The 19433-nt window shown below is 63.4% G+C and carries 11 protein-coding genes and 2 pseudogenes; 8 read left to right on the forward strand and 5 right to left on the reverse strand.

Going from position 1 to position 19433, the window contains the following annotated elements; genetic code table 11:
• The first annotated feature begins 122 nt into the window (after nt 1-122).
• A complete protein-coding gene (locus LDP01_RS00630; protein ID WP_224089593.1) occupies nt 123-2231 on the forward strand; it encodes a DNA gyrase/topoisomerase IV subunit B in 2109 nt (702 codons plus the stop codon).
• 18 nt (nt 2232-2249) lie between these two features.
• On the opposite strand, the pseudogene LDP01_RS00635 reads toward LDP01_RS00630, so the two are convergent.
• A pseudogene (locus LDP01_RS00635) lies at nt 2250-3499 on the reverse strand (MFS transporter).
• A 34-nt stretch (nt 3500-3533) separates the two neighbouring features.
• On the opposite strand from LDP01_RS00635, the gene LDP01_RS00640 reads away from it, so the two are divergent.
• Nucleotides 3534-4070, forward strand: a complete 537-nt coding sequence (locus LDP01_RS00640; RefSeq protein ID WP_224089595.1) for a Chromate resistance protein ChrB — start codon at nt 3534-3536, stop codon at nt 4068-4070.
• Between the two features lie 51 nt (nt 4071-4121).
• Here the strand turns inward: LDP01_RS00640 and LDP01_RS00645 are convergent, their stop codons facing one another.
• Both LDP01_RS00645 and LDP01_RS00650 read right to left on the reverse strand, forming a co-directional pair.
• Complete coding sequence (locus tag LDP01_RS00645) at nt 4122-5123, reverse strand: M56 family metallopeptidase (protein ID WP_224089597.1); 1002 nt, start codon at nt 5121-5123, stop codon at nt 4122-4124.
• Nucleotides 5124-5128: 5 nt separating this feature from the next.
• Nucleotides 5129-5515, reverse strand: coding sequence for a BlaI/MecI/CopY family transcriptional regulator (locus LDP01_RS00650; protein ID WP_189016115.1), 387 nt, complete (start codon nt 5513-5515; stop codon nt 5129-5131).
• Nucleotides 5516-5795: 280 nt separating this feature from the next.
• Between LDP01_RS00650 and LDP01_RS00655 the strand changes: the two genes are divergently transcribed.
• From LDP01_RS00655 to LDP01_RS00670, 4 genes are read left to right on the forward strand one after another with little or no spacing between them, the layout of a single operon-like run.
• A complete protein-coding gene (locus tag LDP01_RS00655; protein WP_224089599.1) occupies nt 5796-7391 on the forward strand; it encodes a cytochrome ubiquinol oxidase subunit I in 1596 nt (531 codons plus the stop codon).
• Between the two features lie 17 nt (nt 7392-7408).
• Nucleotides 7409-8485 (forward strand): cytochrome d ubiquinol oxidase subunit II, encoded by a 1077-nt coding sequence (gene cydB / locus LDP01_RS00660; RefSeq protein ID WP_224089601.1) that lies wholly within the window; start codon nt 7409-7411, stop codon nt 8483-8485.
• A 7-nt stretch (nt 8486-8492) separates the two neighbouring features.
• A complete protein-coding gene (gene cydD, locus LDP01_RS00665; protein WP_224089603.1) occupies nt 8493-11924 on the forward strand; it encodes a thiol reductant ABC exporter subunit CydD in 3432 nt (1143 codons plus the stop codon).
• Nucleotides 11925-11933: 9 nt separating this feature from the next.
• Nucleotides 11934-12956, forward strand: coding sequence for a GNAT family N-acetyltransferase (locus LDP01_RS00670; RefSeq protein WP_224089605.1), 1023 nt, complete (start codon nt 11934-11936; stop codon nt 12954-12956).
• Between the two features lie 10 nt (nt 12957-12966).
• Here the strand turns inward: LDP01_RS00670 and LDP01_RS00675 are convergent, their stop codons facing one another.
• Entirely contained in the window at nt 12967-13485 is a 519-nt protein-coding gene (locus LDP01_RS00675; protein WP_224089607.1) for a DinB family protein, read from the reverse strand.
• Between the two features lie 128 nt (nt 13486-13613).
• Here LDP01_RS00675 and LDP01_RS00680 point away from each other — a divergent pair, with 128 nt between their 5' ends.
• Complete coding sequence (locus LDP01_RS00680; RefSeq protein WP_224089609.1) at nt 13614-13997, forward strand: VOC family protein; 384 nt, start codon at nt 13614-13616, stop codon at nt 13995-13997.
• 113 nt (nt 13998-14110) lie between these two features.
• On the opposite strand, the pseudogene LDP01_RS00685 reads toward LDP01_RS00680, so the two are convergent.
• Nucleotides 14111-16637: pseudogene (locus LDP01_RS00685) on the reverse strand (DNA gyrase/topoisomerase IV subunit A).
• A 54-nt stretch (nt 16638-16691) separates the two neighbouring features.
• On the opposite strand from LDP01_RS00685, the gene LDP01_RS00690 reads away from it, so the two are divergent.
• Nucleotides 16692-19379 carry a bifunctional acetate--CoA ligase family protein/GNAT family N-acetyltransferase gene (locus LDP01_RS00690; RefSeq protein WP_224089610.1) on the forward strand — a complete coding sequence of 896 codons (2688 nt, stop codon included), beginning with the start codon at nt 16692-16694 and terminating at the stop codon, nt 19377-19379.
• The last annotated feature ends 54 nt before the right edge of the window (nt 19380-19433 follow it).

Genomic DNA, 19433 nt, shown 5'->3' on the forward strand with positions numbered 1-19433 from the left:
CGTAACGTAACGAAGTAGAATGCCGGTTTCCGGGAGTGGCAACCGGTGCCGATGGGGGACCGCGACTAGCCTAAGATGGGCAGTGTTTGCCTTGAGATATACCCCGAAGGAGCACACCGCGAGTGGCACCGAGTTCTGAATACAACGCCCGGCATCTATCTGTCCTGGAGGGCCTGGAGGCCGTTCGCAAGCGCCCGGGCATGTACATCGGTTCCACCGACTCCCGTGGCCTTATGCACTGCCTGTGGGAGATCATCGACAACGCTGTTGATGAGGCACTGGCGGGCTTCGGCCATGACATCAAAGTCATCCTGCATGCGGATAATTCGGTCGAAATCCATGACGACGGCAGGGGCATCCCTGTTGACGTCGAACCGAAGACGGGACTTTCCGGCGTCGAGGTTGTCTTCACGAAGCTGCACGCAGGCGGCAAGTTCGGCGGCGGTTCTTACACCGCCTCCGGTGGCCTCCATGGTGTGGGCGCCTCCGTGGTCAACGCGCTGTCCAGCCGGCTGGATGTCCAGGTCGACCGCGGCAGCAAGACGTACCAGATGTCCTTCCGCCGTGGCGAGCCGGGACGTTTCATTGATGCCGGCGCCAAGCCCAGCCCCAACGCGCCCTTCGAGCCTTTCGTTGAAGACTCTGTATTGGACGTGGTTGGCAAGGCCAAACGCGGGGTCACCGGCACCAGGGTGCGTTACTGGGCCGACCGCCAGATCTTCACGCCGGACGCCAGATTCTCTTACGATGACCTCGCCTCGCGCGCACGCCAGACGTCGTTCCTGGTCCCCGGGTTGAAGATCACTGTCCGCGACGAGCGCAAGCTCGCGGGCACCCCTGGCGAGAACGGTGTGCACGAGGAAGTCTTCCACCACGACGGCGGTATTTCGGAATTCGTGGAGTTCCTCGCGGCCGACTCCGGAGTCACCGACGTGTGGCGTCTCCACGGTTCTGGGAAGTTCAAGGAAACCGTCCCGGTCCTGGACGAAAACGGGCACAGCAAGATCGCCGAAGTTGAACGCGATTGCGAAGTCGATATCGCCTTGCGCTGGGGGATCGGTTACGAGACCACGATGCGCAGCTTCGTCAACATCATCGCCACGCCCAAGGGTGGCACGCACCAGGCGGGCTTCGAGGCAGCCCTGCTGAAAACCTTCCGCAAGGCCGTGGAAACTAATGCCAGGAAGCTGAAGGCAGGCAACGACAAAATCGAGAAAGACGACGTCCTGGCCGGCCTGACCGCTGTGCTCACCGTCCGCTTGGCCGAGCCACAGTTCGAAGGCCAGACCAAGGAAATCCTTGGCACGTCCGCTGTTCGCGCCATCGTCGCAAAGGTGGTCGAGCAGGAAATTTCCAGCAGGTTGTCCTCGGCCAACCGCAATGACAAAGCGCAGTCGGCGTTGTTGCTGGAAAAGATCGTTGCGGAGATGAAGTCGCGCATTTCGGCCAGGGTGCACAAGGAGACCCAGCGCCGGAAGAACGCACTGGAAACCTCCTCGATGCCCACCAAGCTTGCCGACTGCCGTACTGATGATGTGGCGCGATCCGAGCTCTTCATCGTTGAGGGTGATTCCGCCCTCGGTACCGCCAAGCTGGCCCGGTCTTCGGATTTCCAGGCCCTGCTTCCTATCCGGGGCAAGATCCTTAATGTCCAGAAGGCGTCGGTAGGGGACATGCTCTCCAACGCAGAATGTGCTGCACTCATCCAGGTTGTCGGCGCAGGCTCAGGCCGGAGTTTCGACCTCGATGCGGCGCGTTACGGCAAGGTCATCCTGATGACAGATGCCGACGTCGACGGCGCGCACATCCGCACGCTGCTGCTGACGCTCTTCTTCCGCTACATGCGGCCCATGGTCGAGGCGGGCCGGGTGTTCGCGGCAGTTCCGCCCCTGCACCGCGTGGAGGTCATCAACCCGGGGCAGAAGGCCAACGAGATGATCTATACGTACTCCGAGGCAGAATTGCATGTTCTCCTGGCCAACCTGGCCAAGGAAGGCAAGCGCTACAAGGAGCCCATCCAGCGTTACAAGGGCCTGGGCGAAATGGATGCACAGCAGCTCGCCGAGACCACCATGGACCCGCGTCACCGTACCCTTCGGAAGGTCGGCATCGACAGCGCCCAGCGTGCCGAAGAGGTTTTCGATCTCCTCATGGGCTCGGACGTCGCGCCCCGCAAGGAATTCATCATCGCAGGGGCAGCGACCCTGGACCGGGAACGCATCGACGCCTAGGAGACTGCGTAATAGCGTTCAGACCCGCGGTTTCCGGCCTGGCTTCGTGACGGAGCCGGAAGCCGCGGAAGCTGGTGCAGCAAAGGCCGCTGCTCCTACGGCCAGGGCCAGTGCTCCCAGGGCCCCCACGGGAGACCCGCCGCTACGGCAACCCCGCCCACCAACAATGGCCCGCCGGCGTCGCCAAGCTCCCGGCCAAGTTCAGCTGAACCCATCGTGCGGCCGAGGCGTTCGGCGGGAGTCGCATCGGCCAGGTGCGCGAAGGCCAGTGGGGTGGCAACGCCAATTCCCAAGCCGATAAAAATGGCAGCACAGTAGATCGGCACGGCGCGATAGATGGAAACGGCGCCGTCCATGGCCAATGCCGCGGGAAGAAGGCCCGCGATGAGTACGCCAAGGACTATGGCCAGCAAACCGGCCACCATGCCGGGCCGGTCTGCCAGGACTCCGCGATCCCGCAATCGTCCGATCCTTGGCTGGACGAGGGATGACGCCACGGCCAATACCGTAACGACGGCGACACTGCCGGCGGTGCCCATCCCTTCCCTTGCCGCCAGCGCAGGGAGGAAGCCCACTGCCGCGCCCAAGGCGCCGGTCGACGCAGCCAGCACCACGGTAGGTCCAAGGAATGATCGCTCGGTACTTTGCTTCCAGACATCAACGATGGTGTACCTGGGCCGGGGCAGGGGAGCCAGTCGCGGCACCGAAATGGCCGCCCAGACGGCTACTGCCAAGCCCAACAAGGAGAGGATGAGGAAGAGCAGGCTGAATCCGCCTGCGATGATCGCGACAGCTCCCAAAAGGGGACCGATCGCGTAGCCAAGACCTTTCCATGAGCCGTAACGGCCAAAGTAGCGCCCGGTGTGTTTGCCTGCCAGTCTGGCAACGCCGGCAGAAGATGCCGGCGAGAATGCCGAGGCAGCCATGCCTTGGCCAAGACGCGCTGCGGCCAGCATGAACGGTTCATCGGCCCACAGTCCGATCAGGGACGCACCGGAGAAGGCAAGGAGCCCTCCGATGATCACCGGTTTGGGCCCGATGCGGTCGCTGACAGCCCCAAACACCGGTTTGAGGAAGATTTCCGCGATGTCGTACAGGGCCAACAGGATGCCCAGGCCAAGCAGGCTCAAGCCGATGTCCGCGCTTTCGGCGCCAAGTCCGGCGGCTACTGCGTGGGCTCCAAATGCGGTGGTGAAGCCGGCCGCATAGAGGGGCCATCGGCGGCTCGGGGAGATGTCTGCACTCAAGCGTGACTTGTGGTCGTTCACGCTTCTCAATGTAACAGCTGCTACATTCAATCTTGTGACTGATGACGAATTGGGATGGTTGCTGATCCTGGTCCACGTGCCATCGCAACCCTCCAAGCACCGTGTTGCCGTGTGGCGGGAGCTTCGGCGGACGGGGGCGGTTCCGTTGTCCCCCGGAACATGGCTGGTTCCGGCCCACCCCGCTTTTGACGCCGGCCTGGCCAAGGCCCGTTCCCTTGTTGCCAAAAGCGAGGGCAAGTGGACCTTGATAGATGCTTCGCCTCGAGATGGCGCGGACACCTTCCGGGCGGCGTTCGAGACGGCCCGCGCCGAGGAGTGGGCGGAATTCATGGCGGATTGCGCGAAGTTTGAGCAGGAGATAGCCAAGGAGATTTCGCGGAAGAAGTTCACATTCGCAGAGCTGGAGGAGGAAGAACAGAGCCTGGAGCGCTTGCGGCGTTGGTATCGCGGGTTGAAATCCAGGGATGTATTACGACTCCCGCAAGCCAGTGAAGCTTCAGAGCGCCTGGCTCGCTGCGTGACCGCTTTGGAGGAGTATTCGTCCTTGGTCTATGACGCCACTCTTCCCTAAGGATCAGCACGTTCCACGGGCAGCTTTCGGCCTTAGCCAAGCCAAGGGATTCTAGCCGAGCAACCCGGGGACAATGAGGAGCCCTGTGGGCACGGCGAGGAGCAAGGCTGAGGTGGCCAGGACCAGGGCGCGAAGAGCGGTGGCGAGTGGGGGCTGTGGTGAGAGCAGGCGGCTGACGCGTGACGCCGTCGTGCGCGGTGAATCTGCCCCGCCGGTGGCGCTGATGCTGCCGCCCTCGACGACGGCGCCCCCGCCGCTGAGCGCCCGCGGGCTGAGTGAATGGCCGCCCGGCTCTGGCGTTGAGGACCCGCTGGAGACTATGGCGATGGCCTTGATCAGCGTGCCTTTGCTTTCGGTCCTGAGCGCGACGTCGTCCGCCAGCATTTCGATCAGGGAGTTCACGGCTGTTTGAGCAAGCCGTGTGGTGGGGAACCAGGGGAGTGCCTGCCGCCATGCAGCGAACGCCCAGAGCAGGAGATCGTGACGCTGCGACAGGTGGGCGTTTTCATGGATGAGCACCGCCCGCAGTTCTGCAGGTTCCAGTGCAGCCATGAGGCCGTCGGACAAGACTGTCACCGAACGTGCGCCGCCGGGCAGGCAGTAAGCCACAGGGGAGTCGTGGTTGATCACTACGGTGCCAGGGCCGTCGTCGGAGGGCGATGCCAGAAGCGTGAGCAGTTCGCGGTGTCGCCTGCGTTGCCGTTCAATCTTGTAGTAAGTCAAAAGCAGCGTGAACACCAAGTGCGCCGTCAGGAGTGCGGCCGCGGAGAGGGCAAAAAGGTGCCAGAAGCCAAGCGCGGTGGTTGGCTCGTTGTTGAAAACCATTCCCGCCAGGCTCCTGAGCCCCGCGATCAGGTTGTCGCCGATCGGTTCCAGTCCGTAGACGAGCATGGCGCCGATCATGGACAAACCACCCGCGAGGGCAATCGCCTGCCACAGGACCATGGCCGTGAAAGGGGACCGGGCAGGCCATTGCGCCCGCGAGAGAAGAACGGGTACCGGCCACGCCAGTATCAATGCCAGGACCGCCAGGAAGTATGAGGTCCAGAACATACTGGCTAATTGTAGCCGAGCAGTTTGCGCAGGGTAGCGGCTTCACTTTCGGAGACGGAGCCAATGAAGCGGGCCAGGACCGCTTCGCGGTCGGGAGCCGAGCCAAGGACTTCGTGCATCAGTTCCGCAGTGTGGTCAGCGCGGCTCGAAACAGCCTGGTAACGGTGCGGCCGGGTTCCGCGTTCGCGTTCCACCAAGCCCTTCTTCTCCAGCCTGGAGAGCACGGTCAGGACTGTGGTCACTGCCAGGTCTTTGCCCTGGTGTCCTGCTGTGCCGTCGCCGGCTTCGGAGTCCTGCGCGAGAAGATCACGCAGAGTGTTGGCAGTTGCAGCCTCTTGGCCCGCCCAGAGCAGGTCCATCACTGCCCGTTCCAGTTCCCCAAGACTCGCCATCAATACGTCCCTACCTTCCGCGTCCCGGTGGCATAAGCCGCAACCCGGGAGCGATGATCCAACATTCCACAATAAATCTACCGCTTTTCAGCCCTTCATTCTACGTGAGGTAGAACTATCGGCGCGCCGCGGATGCCGATTCACCCTTGCAGGTGCGTAACGCCACTTGAAGAATGGGCATGTGGCTGGGCTATTTGTTCTACACTGTGTAGAAGAATAGATTTCTACACAATGTAGAAGTAAGTACACCGCACTTCGGGCCGCCGGACAAAGGACAGCCATGGACGCCTTGGAAATCGCACGCTGGCAATTCGGGATCACCACCGTCTACCACTTCATGATGGTTCCCCTTACTATCGGCCTCGGCCTGGTGGTGGCCGTGATCCAGACCCTGTGGTACCGCACGGGAAAGCCGGAGTATCTCCGGATGACCAAGTTCTGGGGCAAGCTCTTCCTCATCAACTTCATCATTGGTGTGGCAACCGGCATCGTTCAGGAATTCCAATTCGGCATGGCCTGGAGCGAATACAGCCGGTTCGTTGGCGATGTCTTTGGTGCACCGCTTGCCCTCGAAGCCCTCCTCGCCTTCTTCGTCGAGTCCACCTTCCTTGGGCTTTGGATCTTTGGCTGGAAGCAACTGAAGCGCGGTGTCCACCTGGCATGCCTATGGATTGCCGTGATTGGTTCTGTCTTCTCCGCCTACTTCATCATCGTGGCCAATTCGTGGATGCAGCACCCGGTGGGCGTTGAGATGGTGGACGGCCGGCCCGTCATGACGGACGCCTGGGCGGTCTTCACCAACAACACTGCATTGGTTGCCGTGCCGCACACCCTCTTCGGTGCCCTTGGTGTTGCCGGCGCCTTCCTGCTCGGCATCGCCTGGTATCACCTGTGGCGCCGCCGCCATGACGGCATTGACGTGGTTGGCGCGGACGGCCGGCTGGTCGCAGGCGAGGCCGACATCCCGGGCCGCGACAAGGGCGACTACACCGTATGGATGCGTTCCCTCCGGATCGGCGCCGTGGTGGCGATGATCTCCTTTGCCGGCACCGCCCTCACGGGAGACCTGCAAGGCAAGCTCATGTTCGAACAGCAGCCCATGAAAATGGCTGCAGCGGAGGCAGCGTGCCACGATGGCACCGGTTTTTCCGTACTGAGCGTCGGCAACCTGGGTGCCAAGAACTGCGACGACATCGTGGCGGTCATCGAAGTGCCCGGGATCCTTTCCTTCCTCGCCAAGGGCGACTTCACCACCGAGGTGAAGGGCGTGAACAGCCTGCTTGGGGAGTACAAGGAGAAGTACGGCACGCACTTGCCGGACAACCCGCTGTACGGCGACCGCGCCGGCCAGGAAATCCAGTACGTGCCCGTCATGGAGGTCACCTACTGGGGCTTCCGGATGATGATCGGCTTCGGGGGCGTCGCCGCCTTGGCCGCGTTGATAGCCCTGTGGGTCACCCGCAAGGGCGTCGTCCCTGGGTCAAAGTGGCTCATGCGCCTTGCCGTCTTCGGAATCCTGGCACCGTTCGGGGCCAACGCCGCCGGCTGGATCTTCACGGAGATGGGCAGGCAACCCTTCGTCGTAGCCCCAAACCCTGACATGAACGGCATTGACCAGGTCTTCATGTTCACCGCCGCTGCCGTTTCACCCGGTGTCAGTGCCGGCGAGCTCATGACCTCCCTGGTTGTCCTGACCGCAATCTACGCCGTCCTGCTGGTGGTGGAAGTCAAGCTCCTGGTCAAGTACGTCCGTGGTGGTGTTGCCTCAGCCATGCCCGAACTTGCGCACGGCCAGGAGAAGCAGCCCCGCGACAAGAACGACGACGGCGCACCCGGCCCCGACAAAGCCGACGACGTCCTGGCGTTCGCCTACTAGAAACAGAGGAATAGACAATGGAATTGTTGCCAACCATCTGGTTCGTGGCCATCGCAGTGCTGTGGACCGGCTATCTCTTCCTTGAGGGCTTTGACCTCGGGGTTGGCATGCTCATGAAGCTGTTTGCGCGTAACAACACGGACAGGCGCGTACTGCTCAATACCATCGGCCCTGTCTGGGACGGCAACGAGGTTTGGCTTCTCACAGCAGCCGGAGCCACGTTCGCAGCTTTCCCCCTCTGGTACGCCTCCTTGTTCTCGGCGCTCTACCTACCGCTCCTGTGCGTCCTGGTGGCGTTGATCTTCAGGGCAGTCGCCTTCGAATACCGGGGCAAGGTGGACACTGAACGCTGGCGCACCACGTGGGACTGGGCAATCGCTGTTGGATCCTTCGTGGCCGCCTTTGGCATCGGCGCAGCGCTGGCGCTCACCACCACGGGGCTGCCGCTGGACGCCAACGGGGACCGAAGCGGTGGACCGTTCGCCTGGTTCAGCGGTTACGCACTCCTGGGCGGTTTCGGTGTTGTCGCGTTCGCCTTGGTTCATGCCCTGGCCTTCCTGGCGTTGAAGACCGACGGCGAGGTGCGGCTGCGTGCCCGCCGCTGGTTTGTGCGGCTGGTGCCGGTTGCCGTCCTGCCCATGCTCGCCTGGATGGTCGCAGTGCAGTTCCTGAGCGGCAAAGCCTGGACCTGGGTCATTGTGGTGGCAGGAGTCGCGGCAGTTGTTTTGGCATGGCAGTGGGCCCGCAACGGTTCCGAGGGCCGGGCGTTCGCCGCGATCGGAGCTTTCGTGCTGTGCGCCACGGCATCGATCTTCGGGGCCGCGTTCCCGGTGGTTATCCCCTCAACCATGGATCCCGCGTTCAGCCTGACTATTTCCAATGCTTCCTCCTCCGACTACACGCTGGGCCTGATGAGCATCGTGGCGGCGGTCGGCCTTCCCTTGGTTATCGCCTACCAGGCCTGGACATACTGGGTGTTCCGGCGCCGTGTCAGCGCAGCGCACATTCCCCAAGCCCACGGTTTCCTTCCGGCCATCGCCGCCAAGGTGCTGGTTGCCAAGGAAAACACCGGCCCTTCCAACCCGGGAGCATAGCCGCGCCATGAAGCCCGTGTTCCCCTCCGGCCCGGCCACTCGATCCGCCCTCTACGGAATAGGCCTGCTCTCAGCCCTCAAGGCACTTTCGCTGGTTCTCATGGCGCAGGCTGTGGCGGGTGCGCTGGCCGGGTTGGCCGGAAGTCCGTCCGATTGGGCCAGCGGGCTGGTGTGGGGCGCCGTCGGCGCGGTGCTGCGGTCCCTGGCTGTCTGGGGCCAGGGCGTTGCGTCGCGGCGTGCCGCGCTGGGGGTCAAGGAGGAACTGCGGGCGCAGCTCCTCAAACGCTCACTGGCCGAGGGCGGTACAACGGCGGTTGAGGGCACGAACGACGGCGGGCTGGCTATCCTCGCCACACGGGGCCTGGACGCACTGGATGACTACTACACCCAATACCTGCCGGCCCTGGTGAACTGCGCCACCGTTCCGCTGCTCATCGGTGCCCGGATACTGTTTGCCGACTGGGTAAGCGCCGTGGTCATCGTATTGACCGTTCCCTTGGTGCCGCTGTTCATGATCCTGATAGGCCGCCACACGGAAGATAGCGTCAGGGACGCCCAAACCACGCTGCGCAGATTGTCCGGGCACATCCTTGAACTTGCCAAAGGCCTGCCTGTGCTGGTGGGTTTGGGACGGGCCAGCGAGCAACGCGCAGCACTTGAGGACATTTCCGAGCAATACCGCAGCCGAACCATGGTCACGCTCCGGACGGCATTCCTCTCCGCCCTTGCCCTGGAACTCATAGCAACCATCTCGGTGGCTGTCGTAGCGGTCTTCATCGGCGTGCGGCTGGTTGCCGGAGACATGGCCCTGGAAGCCGGGCTTCTGGCACTGATCCTTGCTCCTGACTGCTACTTGCCCCTGCGTGAACTCGGTACCGCCCACCATGCCAGCGATGACGGCAGGGCAGCCTTGGAAACTGCCAACACCGTATTGAAGGCGCCCACGCACCATCGTCTTACCGATACCGAGCTACTTACCGAGAACCAGGCCTACCGGGCCGGGCTGGCTGACATTGTGGTCGCAGGCCTCACGGTGACCTACACCGGACGGTCCGCACCCGCCGTCGAACGTTTGGGCTTTACCGCCCCGGCAGGCTCCGTTACGGCGCTGGACGGAGAGAGCGGCGCCGGAAAAAGCACAATCCTGGGTGTCCTGGCGGGCCTTATCGGGCCTGGCCCCGGCGCATCCGTGACCGGCACCGTAACTGGCGTATCAACGGGTACCGTGGCCTGGGTACCGCAACACCCTGTGATGGTGGCCGACACCGTGCAGGAGGAAATGGAGCTGTACCTTGGCGGGGAAGGGACAGCGGATACTGTAGTCAACATCCTGCGGAGAGTCTCGGCTGACCACCTCGCCGCCAAGCACCCTGCCGAGCTCAGCCCGGGGGAGTTGCGCCGTGTGGCTCTTGCGCGGGGTCTGGCCCGGCTCGAGTCCGGTGCCACCGTGCTGCTCCTGGACGAGCCCACCGCACATTTGGACCACTACTCAGCCAGCGTTGTCCGCTCGGCCATCACGTCCCTTCGAGGCTCTGCCACCGTACTCCTGATAGCACACGACTCCGGCACCAGGGCGCTCGCCAACCATGTAGTCCGGGTGGAGCACTTACCTGCAGCGAAGCGGCCCGCCGCCGTGGCGGAACCAAGTGCTGCCTCTACCGCCACCGTCGTTTCAACCCCCGCCTACCAGTCCGCCCTTGCTGTCAAAGCCGGGGCGAACGCACCCAATCCGGAAGCGCAGAACGCGGCCCTCCACACATCCGTGAACCAGGGATGGCTTCCCAACGTGCAACGCCTCGCGCTGGTCCTCCGGCCGGTCCAGGCCAAGTTCGCCGCGGCGGGCGTGGTCGGAGTCCTCGCCGCACTCTTCGCAGTTGCCCTTTCCGGCCTGTCCGGCTGGCTCATCATCCGGGCCAGCGAACAGCCACCCATCCTCTACCTCTTGGGAGCGATCGTTGGTGTGCGTTTCTTCGGCATCGGCAGGGCCGTCCTTCGCTACTGCGAGCGGCTCCTGACCCACGACGCCATCTTTGCTGCGATGACACGCCTGCGCGGGGCGCTCTGGGCCACGCTGAGCCGCCGTGCACTCTCACTTCGCCGGCTTTTGCAGGGCGGCAACGTCCTGGGCTCGATCGTGGACGACGTTGACACACTCAGGGACCTCCTCCCAAGGGTCGCCCTCCCTCCGTTAACTGCCTTGGGCGTAGGCGCTGCGGCCATCACTGCAACTGCCATGGTGTTGCCCGTTGCCGTGCCCGCCGTTGCCTCTGCCACCTTGGTGGGACTCATTGTTGCGCCGCTCCTTGCCGTACTTGCTGACCGGAACGCTGCCAAGGCAGAGCAACAGCTGCGCTCGGTGGTGCTCCGCGGTGTTGCGGCCGCCCTCGATGCCCGCGCCGAACTAACCGCCAACGACGTGGCCGGACGCATCCTGACCGCACTCAGCGACAAGGACCGTGCCGCTACTGTTTCGGCGCAACGTTCTGCCTGGGCCGAAGGTCTCGGCCAGGCCGTCACCGTCCTCGCCTGCTCGCTCGCCGCCCTGTGGGCGGCGCTCCTGGGCGCTGAATCCGTTCAGGATGGCTCCGCCGCTCCTGCCTTGGTTGCCGTGATCGTACTCATGCAACTGGCCCTCGTGGAGCCTTTTTCCGCAACCGTTTCCGCCGTCCGCCAAGGCCCTGCTCTCGCAGACATCCTGGGTCGCGTAGCAGCTACCGGGGCGTTGTCCGCCTCCGCCGATGCGGACAACGCAGATCACGACGCCGGTACGCACCCTTTGCCTGACCGCGATGGCAAGGCGGGGCTGGAGTTGAACGGAATTGCGGCTGCATGGCCCGGTGGCCCCACGGTGTTCTCAAGGGTTACCGCTGAGGCAGCGCCGGGGCGATGGCTGGCAGTCACTGGCCCGTCGGGAGCCGGCAAATCGACGCTGCTTTCCGTCCTCCTTGGCTTCCTTCCCGTGAAGGAAGGCAGGGCCCTGCTCACGGGGACGGCGGCGTGGTGCCCGCAGGAAGCCCACCTTTTCGACTCCACCATCCGGGGCAATCTCCTCCTGGCGAGGCCCGCAGGGAAGAAGCCCAACGAACAGGAAATGCATGAGGCCCTGCGCGACGTGGGGCTTGACGTGTTGGTGGAGACTTTGCCCGACGGGCTCGACACGCATATTGGATCAGCCGGGGCATTCCTCAGCGGTGGTGAGCGGCAGCGCCTCGCCATGGCCAGGACACTCCTGACCGGCGCGCGGGTGCTGTTGCTGGATGAGCCTACGGCGCACCTGGACGCTGCTGCCGCTCGTGAAATGATGGCCACCCTTCGCCGGGGTTTGCGGAACGTCACGGTGGTCTTGGTGACGCACAACCCGGAGGACATCGATCCAGCAGATGCCAGGCTGGAGCTCCCCAGCGCGGCTGGGCTGGTGAGAGTGCCTACTCCCCAGTAGCCTGTTGGCATGCCTTCTGAGGTTCCACCCCTGATCCAACCCGATGCCAGCCAAACGGGCCTTCAGTGGCGGCCTGCCACAACTGCGGACCTCGGCAACTGGGCGGACCTGATCGCCCGGACTGCCGCCGTCGAGCATCCCGTCTGGTTCGAAAAGCGTGGCGACCTTGTCCACGTCCTGGAGTCAACCAAAAATGATCCCGGGACCAACACGCTTCTGGGATTCGATGCGGATGGAGTTGCCCGCGCGTACGGAAGAATCACAAAAAACCCCGAAGGGGACAAGGCCACAGGCATGGGCTGCGTAGACCCGGACTGGCAACGCCGCGGCGTGGGGTCGGCTGTGCTCGCGTGGCAGGAAGCACAGACCCGGAGAAGGTTTGACGCCGACAACGCAGCAGGGCGCAGTACTGCGCGGCCCCTCCTCCGCATCCAAACGGAAGAACAACACCCGCACCAGGCGGCGCTGCTCCGGGCCAGGGGCTATGACATTGTGCGCTGGTTCAACGAAATGCATCGGCCGTTGTCAGGGCCTGCTTCCATGCCTGCTCCAGCAGCACCGCTTGAGCCCGGACTGGAACTATCCACGTTTGACCCATCCCTGCACGAGGCTGTCCGCCTGGCCCACAACGATGCCTTCAGGGACCACTGGGGAAGCGAGCCACGCGACGAAGAGACCTGGCGGTTCACCGTTGAGGAACCCACGGCAAGGCCTGATTGGAGCGCCGTAGTGGTTGACGCCGCCACGGGTGAAGTGGCTGGATATCAGCTGGCCAGCCATGATCCCGACTCAGCAGCCGTCCGCGGCTTCAAGGAGGGCTACACCGAGCTGCTTGGAGTCCGGCGGGCTTATCGCGGCCGCGGAATAGCGCAAGCACTGCTGGCAGACGCCCTTCGGCGATTCACCGCCGCCGGGATGGACGTTGCATCCTTGGACGTCGATTCTGCAAATCCGACAGGGGCCCTGGCACTCTACCTCGGCATGGGATACAGCCCGGTGAACCGGAGCATGACGTGGGAAAAGACGCTATAGCCAGGCGCGCTTAGCCGTCAACGTCGTGGAGGTGATGGACAACATCATGCAGGAAGTACTGCGAGAACGTGAGCACGGTGAATTCAGAACCGTTGCTTCGCCGCCCTGTCCGCTGCCATTCATCCTGCACCACCCGTGCGAAGGACTCAGCGATCTGCTCCCCTTCCGCGATCAACTCGTCAGCGACGGTGCGGGGGTCCGAACGTCCATATTCGCCATCGATGGCCGCTTGGTCCTGGTCCCAATTGGCAAATTCGGCGTTGTCATCACTCAGCATCAGGTTCAGCCTCTTATCGAAAAGGCTGAAGACATCTCGCACGTGGCATGCATATTCCAAGGGCGACCACGTGTGATCATTCGGGCGTACCGCGACGTCCTCGCGGCGCAGAACGGCGCGCCACCTCGGAAGCATGTTGAGCACAGTGCCCGGGACCGTGGACGGCGTCACGGTGGAGGCGTCAAAGCCGCATTCGGGGCAGGGCTTTGAAAGCACCCACGTCCAGTCTTTTTCGTCAGGGATGATCGGCATGCCGCCAGTCTAAGGGGTCTCCGCCGGCAATCTCAGGCAAGGGCTAAAACCTGCGTCTGTTTGCCACTGACTTCGTTGCCGCCCAGGAGTAAAGTTCGCTCCGGGGAGAGAGTCGGAAAGAGAAAAACATGCTCAAGGATCAGCAAGTGGGTGCCGTTCTTCCGGCATCGGATATTGCCCGGGCCCGCGCTTACTACAGCGAGAAACTCGGACTCGAACCAGAAAATCCAGACGCCGACGACAACCTTCAGTACAGGTGCGGAGACGGGACCGGATTCTTCATCTACCAAACATCCAATGCAGGGACCGCCAAGAATACCCAGATGGGCTGGATGGTCAGTGACGTCGCCGCCACGATGGAGGAACTCCGCGGGAAGGGTGTCAAGTTCGAGGACTACGATTTCCCAGGCCTGAAGACTGAAAACGGCATTGCAACGATGCCGGACGGAACCGCAGCAGCCTGGTTCCTGGACTCAGAGGGAAACATTCTGAGCATCAACCAAAACGGCTAACCCAGCCGGACACGGCCTGACAGGGCAGCCTGCCAAGCCAGGGCAACAGGCAGGGCCGGCGGTCTGCAACCGCCGGCCCTGCTGTTGTTCCCTGCGCTATTTTCGGCGGTGGCCTACTCGGTGGACACAGCCATTTCGTCCCAGGCCATGCTCGGCCCGATCGCCTCAACCGGCTGGGACAGCGGCACGCCGGAGCCGTCCCTGCGGCCGTGCTCGTGGGGCAGTGCCCTGGCTACACCGGCAGCCGATGACGCCTTTGCTGGTCCGTGCCCGGCCCACGCAAGGAGCAGTGTGTCTTCACCCTTGAGGAATCGGTGGACGCGGACGCCGCCGGTGGCCCGGCCCTTCGCGGGATACTCGTCGAAAGCCGTCACCTTCGCGGTTCCGGGCGCGGTGCCTGGCAGGGCGCCGTTGGTACCGGCAATGGTCACCACGACGGCGGCAGGATCGTCGGTGCGCACGGTGCCGAAGTGAATCACCTCGTCGCCAGCGGCGAGCTTGATCCCCGCCATACCGCCCGCCGTTCGTCCCTGCGGACGCACGTTGGACGCACTGAACCGCAGCAATTGGGCCTGCTTTGTCACGAAGACGAGTTCGACGTCGTCCTCCTGCGCGGGTTCCACGGCCAGAACGGTGTCCTTGTCCTTGAGCGAAATGATTTCCCAGTCCTCACGGTTCAGCGGATACTCCGGCTGAACACGCTTCACTACGCCCTGCACGGTACCAACGGCAAGAATGGCATCCAGCGGAACCAACGCAACCAACGTCTCGCCCTTGACCAGAGTGATGAAGTCCTTGGCCGGCACTCCACCGGCCAGGTTTGGAAGGCCGCCGACAGGGGGCAAGGCGGGCATATCCATGACCTGCAGGCGCAACATCCGGCCCAGGGAAGTGACGGCGCCGATCTCACCACGGGCCGTGGTCTTCACCACTGAACGGAAGACGTCGTGCTTCGCCCGCGGACCAGCCTCGGCCAGCGGTTCCTGGTTGGTTGTCCGTGCGATCTGTCCCGACACGCTGAGGAGGGCCCAGCAGGGGTCGTCCGGGATTTCCAACGGAAGGGCCGCGGCCTTGCCCTTGGGTCCAGGTACCGCAGCGGCAAGGGCTGCGGCGACAGTGGGGGAGACTGCCTCGGACTCCAGGAGCACGGTGCGCCGGGGAGTACCGTACTTCGTGGCGATTTCGGCCAGCTCACCCGAGACGAGGTCCCGGAGCAGCTCGTCGGAGCCAAGGATGGCCTCCAGGGCTTCGATCTCGCGGCGCAGCTCGTCCTGCTCCTTCTCCAATTCAAGGCGGGAGTACTTGGTCAGCTGCCGCAGGCGCAGTTCCAGGATGTAGTTGGCCTGGATCTCGGTGAGGTCATAGATGGACATCAGCCGCTCACGGGCTGCGGAAGCTTCATCGGAGGAACGAATGATCTGGATGACTTCGTCGATATCGACGATCGCGATCAGCAGGCCTTCCACCAGGTGCAGGCGGTCCTTCTTCTTGCCCAGCCGGAAAGCCGTCCGACGTCGAACCACATTGAGACGGTGGTCCACGTAAACCTGCAGGAGCTGCAGCAGGCCAAGAGTCTGCGGCTGGCCGTCAACCAAGGTGACATTGTTGATGCCGAACGAATCTTCCATGGGCGAATAGCGGTACAGCTGCTGAAGGACGGCGTTGGGGTTGAAGCCGTTCTTCAGCTCAATGACCAGCCGCAGGCCATGGTTGCGGTCCGTGAGGTCCACGACGTCGCTGATGCCGGTCAACTTCTTGGCGTTGACGGCGTCCTTGATCTTTTCGATGACCTTTTCCGGGCCAACCATGTAAGGCAGCTCGGTCACCACCAGGCCGGTCCGGCGGGCAGACAGCTGCTCCACTTCCACCTTGGCGCGCGTCTTGAAGGAACCGCGGCCCCGTGGCATAGGCATCGCGGATGCCGTCCAGGCCCACGATGCGGCCACCCGTGGGAAGGTCCGGGCCCGGAACGTACTTCATGATGTCATCCAGAGTGGCGTCCGGATTCGCGATCAGATGGCGTGCGGCGGCAATGACCTCAACGAGGTTGTGCGGAGCCATGTTCGTCGCCATGCCGACTGCAATGCCCGTAGTGCCGTTGACCAACAAGTTGGGAAACGCTGCCGGAAGGACGTCAGGCTGAGTCAACTGGTTGTCGTAGTTGGGGACGAAATCCACAACGTCTTCGTCGAGGTGGTCCGTCATGGTCAGCGCAGCCGCTGCCAGGCGCGCCTCGGTGTAACGCGGGGCGGCAGGACCGTCGTCGAGCGATCCAAAGTTACCGTGGCCATCGATCAACGGCAGGCGCAGGGAAAAGTCCTGGGCCATGCGGACCATGGCGTCATAGATCGCGGCATCGCCATGCGGGTGGAGTTTTCCCATGACTTCGCCCACGACGCGCGCACTCTTGACGTGGCCCCGGTCCGGGCGCAAGCCCATGTCCGCCATCATGTAGAGGATGCGGCGCTGAACCGGTTTGAGGCCATCACGTGCGTCAGGAAGGGCTCGCGAATAGATCACCGAGTAGGCGTACTCCAGGAAGGAGCCCTCCATCTCGGAAGTGACGTCGATGTCGACGATGTTCTCGGTGAAATCGCCGAGAGGCTCGCCTTTGCGTGCGGGAGTTTGGCTGCGGGCCATGGGGTCGGTGGATCCTTAAAGATGTACTGCGGATGTTTTAGCTAGGCTAAGCCTATGGTGGATCAGCCCGGCGTCGGCATTTATCCGGAATATTGGGAGGCCGATGTCGTCCTGCGTGACGGCGGGACAGCCCATCTCCGCCCCATCCGCCCCCAGGACGCAGATGCCCTGCAGGCCTTCCACGCCGGTCAATCCCAGGCTTCCATCTACATGCGGTTTTTCTCCTTCAAGCCCAAACTGTCCGGAAAAGAAGTGCGGCGCTTCACTGAAGTCGACCATGTGAACCGGGTGGCGTTCGTCATCACGATCGGTGGCGAAATCATGGGAGTGGGCCGCTACGACCGGCTGGAGGACCCCGACGAAGCCGAGGTGGCCTTCAACATTTCAGACGCCCATCAAGGCCGCGGCATTGGCTCAATCCTCCTGGAGCATCTAGCCGCAGCCGCCCGCGAGAACGGTATTCGTCGGTTCATCGCCGAGGTCCTCCCCGAAAACCGCAAGATGCTCATGGTGTTCGCCGATGCCGGCTATGACCTCAAGCGCGGGTTTGACGACGGCGTTGTGAGCGTCGAGTTCAATATCGACCCCACCGAAAAATCGCGGGCGGTGATGGAGTCCCGCGAACACCGCGCAGAGGCCCGCAGCGTGCGCGACCTGCTGGCGCCGTCGTCGGTGGCGGTGATCGGTGCCAGCCGCAAATGGGGGACAGTAGGCTACCAACTCCTGGAACACATTATTGAGGGTGGCTTTGAGGGTCCGGTCTATGCGGTGAACCCTGAGGCCTTCGAGCTCGCCGGCATGATCTCCTTTGCCCGCTTATCGGAAATCCCCGGGCCCGTTCAACTGGCGATCATCGCAGTGCCTTACGAGGAAGTGCCCAAAGTAGTGGACGACTGCGCAGCAGCAGGCGTCAAGGGCATCGTGGTGGCAACCGCCGGATTTGCCGACGACGGCGAAAGGGGCCTCGCGCGCCAGCACGAGTTGGTGCGGCGCGCCCGGGCCAATGGCATGCGGGTTATCGGGCCGGAGTCACTGGGAATACTGAACACCCATCCAGCCGTATCCCTCAACGCCTCCATGGCGCCGAGCATGCCGCCCCGAGGAGGCCTGGGCCTTTTCAGCCAGTCAGCGGCCGTGGGCGTGGCCGTCTATGCCGCGGCCAGGCGGCGCCGGTTGGGCCTGTCCACATTTCTCTCCTCCGGGAACCGCGCAGATGTCTCGGGCAACGACGCCATGCAGTACTGGGAGGACGACGCCGATACTTCCGCCGTAGGGCTCTACCTGGAGTCAATCGGGAATCCCCGTAAATTCTCCCGGCTTGCCCGCAGGTTGTCCCGGAGCAAACCGGTGATCGTCGCCAAATCCGACGTCACGGGCCTCCGCCTTCCGCCCGGACATGAAGTCCGGACCACCCAAGCACCCGCCGCAGCAGTGGACGCAATGATGAGGCAGGCAGGGGTCATCAGGGTGGGAACCATTGAGCAATTGATGGACATCGCCCAGATCGTCTCCTCCCAGGCATTGCCCGCAGGCCCCGGCCTGGCTGTCTACTCCAATTCAGTTGCCTTGGCGAAAGTCGTCGCTGACAGTGCCGGGCCCCTTGGGCTGGATGTCAACCGGTTGGTAACGGACGTCGACCTCGACGCCGGCATGTCAATCGCCCTTCCAGCGCTACGGGCAAGCCTGCAGGCAAGCCTCGCGGACGAATCCGTCAACGCCATCGTGGCTGCACTCCTGCCTGCACGCGGACTCACGGTAGAAGCGCTCGCCGGTGTCCTGGCCGAATGTGCGGCAGAGGCCGGCAAGCCCGTGGTGGCTGTATTCACAGGCATACTCGACCCCTCCATCCCCGTGGAAGGAATGGTAGGCGGCTCCGATGGTCCGTTACTGCCCTGCTATTCCAATGCAGGCGCCGCAGTCAGTGCCATGGCCGCGATCGTCCGCTACGCCCAATGGCTGGATCGCGACCAAGGTCTTTTCGTCGAGCCCGGTGGCTGCGACGTCGAAGGGACCAAGGCAACACTGGCCAGGATGCTGACCGGCGTGACGGGCGAGAAACTCCGCAAGCTCGACGCCGGTGCTGCCGCGGAACTACTCGCCGGCTACGGTATCGCCGTGGTGCCGACAATCGGCTTCGGGACGCCGGAGGAAGCTGTTGAAGCAGCCGAACGCGTGGGCTGGCCAGTGGTTCTGAAGACCACTGACCCCACCCTGAGGCACCGCCTGGACCTGGGCGGCGTCCGGCTGGACATCCAGGATGCAGAGTCCTTGCTGCAGAACATCGCGCAAATGAAGCGGGCACTGGAACCCTACGGTTCGCCGTCCCTCGAAGTCCAGGCAATGGCCCCGGTAGGCCAGGCGTGCACCTTCCGCGCAATGGAGGACCCCTTGCTGGGTCCAGTGGTTTCTTTCGGCTTGGCAGGGGACGCAGTGAATCTGCTGGACGATTGGGCACACCGGGTACCCCCGTTGTCCGCGGCAGACCTGCACGACCTCATCCGCTCACCGCGGGCTTCGAGGAAACTGTTCGGCTATCAGGGGCTTCCCGCCGTGGATGTTCCTGCTCTTGAGGACATCGCCGCCAGGCTGGCCAAACTCAAGGATGACCACCCCGGAATTGCCCTGGTGGAGTTCAACCCTGTGCTCGGAGGCCCTGAAGGTGCAACGATTCTGGGTGCCGATGTGTGGATCGGTAACGCGGCCAGGCGCACCGACAGCGCTCGCAGGGCAATGCGCGGCTAGGCGCTTCCTGCACGCCGGCGACAGGCCCAGTGGCCGGGCACGCAGTTAGGAAGT

Source organism: Arthrobacter sp. StoSoilB13 (assembly GCF_019977255.1).
Taxonomy (GTDB): domain Bacteria; phylum Actinomycetota; class Actinomycetes; order Actinomycetales; family Micrococcaceae; genus Arthrobacter.